This window comes from Methylobacterium sp. WL103, from assembly GCF_008039885.1.
In the GTDB taxonomy this organism is placed as follows: domain Bacteria; phylum Pseudomonadota; class Alphaproteobacteria; order Rhizobiales; family Beijerinckiaceae; genus Methylobacterium; species Methylobacterium cerastii.
This window is the reverse complement of sequence record NZ_VRUX01000258.1, coordinates 1-5,716: the sequence shown is the minus strand read 5'-3', so window position 1 is coordinate 5,716 and position 5,716 is coordinate 1. Positions and strand designations below refer to the sequence as shown.

Sequence of the window (5,716 nt, the reverse complement as noted above, 5' to 3'; positions counted from 1 at the left end):
GCGCCGGCCGGGTCGCGTACGGCGAGGTCGGCATGCAGCGCCTCGGTCGGCCGGCCCTCGCAGGCGGAGCGGATCGCTGTGCGCACCGAGTCCGGCACCGGCGGCAGGTCCGAGAGGCCTTCCTCCAGGCTGCGGAAGTACAGGCCGGTCCCGCCGACGAAGATGGGTAGCCGCCCGTCGAGGTCTGCCAGCAGGGCCGCGGAGTCCCGCGCGAAATGCCCGGCGGAGTAGTTCACTGCGCCGTCGACGTGTCCGTACAGACGATGCGCGACGCGCGCCTCCTCGACGCGATCCGGCCGGGCCGAGAGCACGCGAAGGTCGGCGTAGACCTGCATCGAGTCGGTGTTGACGACGACCCCGCCCTGACGAAGCGCCAGCGCCGTCGCGAGCGCCGACTTGCCCGAGGCGGTCGGCCCTGCAATGAGGATCGCCTCCGGCCGCCCCTGCGACGACGCATTTGAAAGCGGCAACACGAAATCGTCGGCTCCGATGACCCTTGTCGCGACCCTGATAGCAAACGAGGCCCGCCCCGCCATCACCGATGCGGTGCTGGCCGAGGCGCGGCTGGTGCTGGCGACCGAGCACCAGCCGCGCATCCTGCACGGCGAGGTCGCCGCCGAGGTTCTGCTGCCGGGCGCTCCCGCCGCCGCGGCGGCGCTGACTGAACGCCTGTGCACGGCGCTCGGCAGCGAACCGATCGACGTCGCGGTGTTGCCGGCCGACGCGCACCGCCGCAAGCGCCTGTTCCTCGCCGACATGGACTCGACCATGATCGAGCAGGAATGCATCGACGAGCTCGCCGACACGATCGGCCTGAAGCAGCAGGTCTCCGAGATCACCGAGCGCGCGATGCGCGGCGAGATCGCCTTCGAGCCCGCGTTGCGCGAGCGCGTCGCCCTGCTCCGCGACGTGTCGGCCGGGGTGGTGGACGCCCTGATCCGCGACCGGCTGACCCTGACCCCGGGCGGCCGCACGCTGGTCCACACGATGAACGCGCACGGGGCGCGCACCTGCCTCGTCTCCGGCGGCTTCACGCTGTTCACCGGGCCGATCGCCGAGGCGCTTGGGTTCGACGAGCATCACGCCAACCGGCTCGGGCTTGCGGGTGGACGCCTCACCGGCCTCGTCGACGATCCGATCGTCGGGCGCGAGGCCAAGCGTGCGACGCTGATCGCCCTGCGCGACGGCCTCGGCCTAGCGCCGACGGAGACGCTGGCGGTCGGCGACGGGGCGAACGACCTCGACATGCTCGGGGAAGCCGGTCTCGGCGTCGCGTTCCGTGCCAAGCCCGCGGTGGCGGCGGCGGCGAAGGTCCGCATCGAGCACGGCGACCTCAGCGCGCTGCTTTACCTGCAAGGCTACATGGCGAGCGAATTCGTCGCCTGACCATCATCAGTGCAGGCTGCGGACGAGCGCGACGAACGCCCCGAGGATCGCGACGGTCTGAAACCCGATCATCCCGAACATCGACTTGATGATGTCGGATTTCGCCGTGGCGATGTCCGCGCGGGTCGAGAGGCGCAGAGCTTCGATGTCGGACTTCGTCGACGTGCGCAGAGCGTCGATGTCATGACGGATCACGACGAAATCAGCCTTCGTCTCCACACGAAACGCTTCGATGTCGATTTTTGTCGCGGCGCGAAGCGCCTCGATGTCGGCCTTCGTCACGATCCGAAGCGCTTCGATGTCGTGCCGGACGTCCACGATGTCACCCTTGGTGGGGATACCGCTGGCGAACACCTCGGACATGGCGTCGGGCATCCCCTCAGCCTGCTCCGGCGTGAGGTGCGCCTTCTCACGCAGGCTGCGCGCGAACTGCAGCGTATCGAAGGCGACGGCATTCACGGGGTCGGCTGCCTCGCGCACGGGCTCTCATCTGAAACGGAGGGCGACCGGTTCGGTCCGCGCATGCGAGGCGTCAGCGTGTTCCCATCCGCCACGAACGAGAACGCCGCCGCTCGGAATGGGCGGCGGCGTCAGGTGTCGCGGCCGCCTCAGCGGTCGATCAGTCGAGGCCGATCGCCACGAACCGCACGTCGCCGGTGGCGCTCGCCACCAGCAGCAGGACGGACTTGCGAGCGTCCTTCCGTAGGGCTTCGACGCGCTTGGTCACGTCGGCGGGCGTGTTGACTGCTTCCTGGCCGACCTCGACGATCACCTCCCCGGGCTGGATGCGCTTGTCGGCCGCCGTCGAGTTCGGGTCGACCCGGGTGACGACCACGCCCTTCACGCCGTCCTTGATGCTGTACTTGCGCCGAAGCTCGTCGGTGAGGCCCGACAGGTTGAGGCCAAGTGCTTGGCGGGTCGCATTCTCGGGCTCCGGCTGTCGCAGGTTGGCGAGCTGCGGCTTGTCGCTGTCCTCCAGGCGGCCGAGCGTGACCGACTTCGTGCTCTCCTCGCCCTTGCGGACGACCACGACGTCGACCTTCTGCCCGACAGGCGTCGAGGCGACGATGCGCGGGAGGTCGCTCGAGGCCTTCACCGGCGTACCGTTGAACTTGACGATCACGTCGCCGACTTCGAGACCCGAGGTCTTGGCCGGGCCCTTCTCGTCGACTCCGGCCACCAGGGCGCCCTTGGCACCTCCCTTGAGCCCCAGCGCTTCGGCGGTGGCGTCGTCCACGTTCTGGATGCGCACGCCGAGCCAGCCGCGGCGGACCTCGCCGAACTCGCGAAGCTGGTCGATCACTGGCTTGGCCGAGCTCGACGGGACGGCGAAGCCGATGCCGACGGAGCCGCCGGTCGGCGACAGGATCGCCGTGTTGATGCCGATCACCTCGCCGTCCATGTTGAACAGCGGGCCGCCGGAATTGCCCTTGTTGATGGCCGCGTCGGTCTGCAGGTAGTTGTCGTAGGGGCCCGACTCGATGTTGCGCCCCCGCGCCGAGACGATGCCGGCCGAGACCGAGCCGCCGAGCCCGAACGGGTTGCCGATCGCGATCACCCAGTCGCCGGCGCGCATCTTGTCCGAATCGCCGAAGGGCACCGCCTTGAGCGGCCGCTCCGCCGTCGGCTTCACGCGCAGGACGGCAAGGTCGATCTTCGAATCCTTGCCGATGATCTCGGCCTTCAGCTTGGTCCCGTCGTGCAGGATCACCTGGATGTCGTTGGCGTCGCCGATGACGTGGTTGTTCGTGACGACGATGCCCGACGCGTCGATGATGAAGCCGGAACCGAGCGAGCTCGACTTGCGCTGCTGGCGCGGATTCTCGCTCTCGCCGCGCTGCTCGTTGCCGCCGCGTCCGCCGCGCTTGTTGAAGAACTCCTCGAACAGGTCCTCGAACGGCGTGCCCGGCGGCAGCTGCGGGCCTGCGCGGTTGCCGGGGCGCGCTTCGACGGTGGTCGAGGCTGAGATGTTGACGACGGCGTCGTCCACCTTTTCCGCGAGGTCGGCCAGCGATTCCGGGCCCTTGGCGTAGGCCGGCATCGCCACCGACGAGGACGCGATCAGGATCGCGGCGGCGACCGTTCGCGCTGAGCGGCGGAACCGGGCGAAGGGATGCGCGGGCGCGCTCGCGACGGGGTGCATGATCGACCTCTTCAAGAACGCGTTTCCGGAGCTGCTTCTTATGGACCGTCAGGACGGCCGGCGGTTCGTCCGCCACCTTTCAAGATCGTCGGCGGCCCGCCCGCTTCAAGGGCGGGCCGCCTGCATCATCGTCAGCGGACGGTGCCGGTCGAGCCTGTCGTCGCGGACGGGTCGGCGCCTCGCGGCGCGCCGCCCTGGGCCGCCTTGCCCTGCGGATCGCTGAAGTAGCGGAAGAAGTCCGAGTTCGGGCTCATCACCAGCCGGGTCTCGGAGCCCTTCAGCCCGGTCTCGTAGGCCTGCATCGAGCGGTAGAAGCTGAAGAAGCTCGGGTCCTTGCCGAAGGCTTCGGCGAGGATGCGGTTCTTGTCCGCGTCGCCCTGGCCCCGAAGCTTCTCGGCCGTCTGCGTCGCGTCGGCAAGGATCACGGTGACGTCGCGGTCTGCCTTGGCCTTGATCGTCGCGGCGATCTGGTCGCCGTTGGCGCGGATGTCGGCGGCTTCGCGCTCGCGCTCCGTCTTCATCCGGCGGTAGACCGCGACGCTGTTCTGCGCCGGAAGGTCCACGCGGGTCATGCGCAGGTCGACGATCTGCACGCCGAGCGCCTTGGCCTCGCGGTTCACGTCCTCCTGGATCTGGTTCATCAGCCGGGTGCGCTCGGTCTTGACGATGGCGTCTCGGGTCGATCGGGCCAGCACGTTGCGTAGGGACGAGTTGGTGAAGCTCGCCAGGCGCTGGTTGGCCAGCGCGACGTTGTTCACAGACTGGTAGAACCGCAGCGGGTCGATGATGCGGTAGCGGGCGAAGGCGTCGACCTCCAGGTTCTGGCGGTCGGCCGTCAGCAGGGTCTGTACCGGCAGGTCGAGGTCGAGGACGCGCTTGTCGAACAGCACGACGTTCTCGACGAAGGGCAGCTTGAAGTAGAGCCCCGGCTTGTCCTCGCCGGTCTGGTTCAGGACGGCGCGGACGCGGCCGAACTGGAGTACCAGGGCCTGCTGCATCTGCCCGACGGTGAACACCGAGGCGTAGAAGGCGAGTGCGAGCGCGGCGGCGATGACCGCCGAGCCGGTGCGGATGGCCTGTGCGTTCATCGGGCCGCTCCATTCGTCTGCGCCGGGGCGGGGGTGCGGGACCCGAATTCGGCCAGCGGCAGCACGGGCACGACGCCTGCCGCACCGGTCGCGCCGGATCCGGCGACGCCCTGGTCGATGATCACCTTGTTCACGGAGCCCAGCACCTTCTCCATCGTCTCCAGGAAGATCCGCTCGCGGCTGATCGTCGGCGCGGTCTTGTAGGAGGCGTAGACCTCGTCGAAGCGCGCGGCCTGTCCGGTCGCGTCGGCGGTGGCCTTGGTCTTGTACGCTTCCGCCGCCTGGACGATCTGCGAAGCGCGCCCGCGGGACTGCGGAACCTCGCGGCTCGCGTAGGTCTTCGCCTCGTTCTGCGCCGTGTCGGCGTCCTGCTGCGCCGCGTTCACGTCGATGAAGGCGGGCCGGACCTCCGGCGGCGGGTTGACGCTGACGAGCTGCACCACCTCGATGCGGACGCCGGCGCCGTACTCGTCGAGGGCGTTCTGGGTGATCTCCTTGACCTCCTGGGCGACGCTCGACTGCTCGTTCGTCAGGATCGCCTGAATGTTGCGGCGGCCCACGACCTCGCGCATCGCGCTCTCGGCGATCGCCTTGATCGTGCCCTCGGGGTTCTGGAGGTTGAACACGTAGTCCGAAGCCTTCAGCGGGTTCACGCGCCACTGCACCTCGAAGTCGAGGTCGACGATGTTCTCGTCGCCCGTGAGCATCAGGCTCTCGTCGGGCATGTCCCGGGTGCGCGCCTGGGCGCCGCCGGCGGACCGGAAGCCGACCTGGATCGAGTTCACCTGTCCGACGTTCGGCTTGATCACGCCGCCGACCGGATAAGGAAAGTTGTAGCGCAGGCCCTCGCCCTTCGAGCCGACGTAGCGGCCGAAGATCGTCTCGATGCCGACCTGGTTGGGGGCGACCGTGTAGAAGCCCGTCGCGAGCCACAGGCCCACTGCGAGCGCACCGATCACCACGAAGCTCTTGCCGCCGCCGAGCGAGCCGCCAGGCATGACGCCGCGCAGGCGGTCCTGGCCGCGCCGCAGGAGATCCTCGAGATTGGGGGGCGTCTTACCGCCGCCGCCACCGCCGCTGCCCACGCTCCGCCTCAACC

General features: G+C 69.0%; 6 protein-coding genes. 1 reads left to right on the top strand and 5 read right to left on the bottom strand.

Annotation, left to right across the window (positions count from 1 at the left end; genetic code table 11):
* The coding region (locus FV222_RS15560) for an isopentenyl transferase family protein (protein ID WP_246685487.1) at nt 1–473 on the bottom strand (473 nt) is incomplete at its 3' end.
* Between the two features lie 16 nt (nt 474–489).
* Between FV222_RS15560 and serB the strand changes: the two genes are divergently transcribed.
* Complete coding sequence (gene serB / locus FV222_RS15555) at nt 490–1,386, top strand: phosphoserine phosphatase SerB (RefSeq protein ID WP_147814999.1); 897 nt, start codon at nt 490–492, stop codon at nt 1,384–1,386.
* A gap of 6 nt (nt 1,387–1,392) precedes the next feature.
* Here the strand turns inward: serB and FV222_RS15550 are convergent, their stop codons facing one another.
* The 4 genes from FV222_RS15550 to hflK all read right to left on the bottom strand — a co-directional run bounded on the left by FV222_RS15550 (nt 1,393) and on the right by hflK (nt 5,714).
* Complete coding sequence (locus FV222_RS15550) at nt 1,393–1,866, bottom strand: coiled-coil domain-containing protein (RefSeq protein WP_246685486.1); 474 nt, start codon at nt 1,864–1,866, stop codon at nt 1,393–1,395.
* A 139-nt stretch (nt 1,867–2,005) separates the two neighbouring features.
* Nucleotides 2,006–3,529, bottom strand: a complete 1,524-nt coding sequence (locus tag FV222_RS15545) for a DegQ family serine endoprotease (protein WP_147761514.1) — start codon at nt 3,527–3,529, stop codon at nt 2,006–2,008.
* A 131-nt stretch (nt 3,530–3,660) separates the two neighbouring features.
* On the bottom strand, nt 3,661–4,617 hold the full coding sequence (gene hflC, locus FV222_RS15540; RefSeq protein WP_147761513.1) for a protease modulator HflC: 957 nt from the start codon (nt 4,615–4,617) through the stop codon (nt 3,661–3,663).
* Entirely contained in the window at nt 4,614–5,714 is a 1,101-nt protein-coding gene (gene hflK / locus FV222_RS15535) for an FtsH protease activity modulator HflK (protein WP_246685485.1), read from the bottom strand. Before hflK ends, hflC begins: the two co-directional genes overlap by 4 nt.
* Nucleotides 5,715–5,716: the final 2 nt, after the last annotated feature.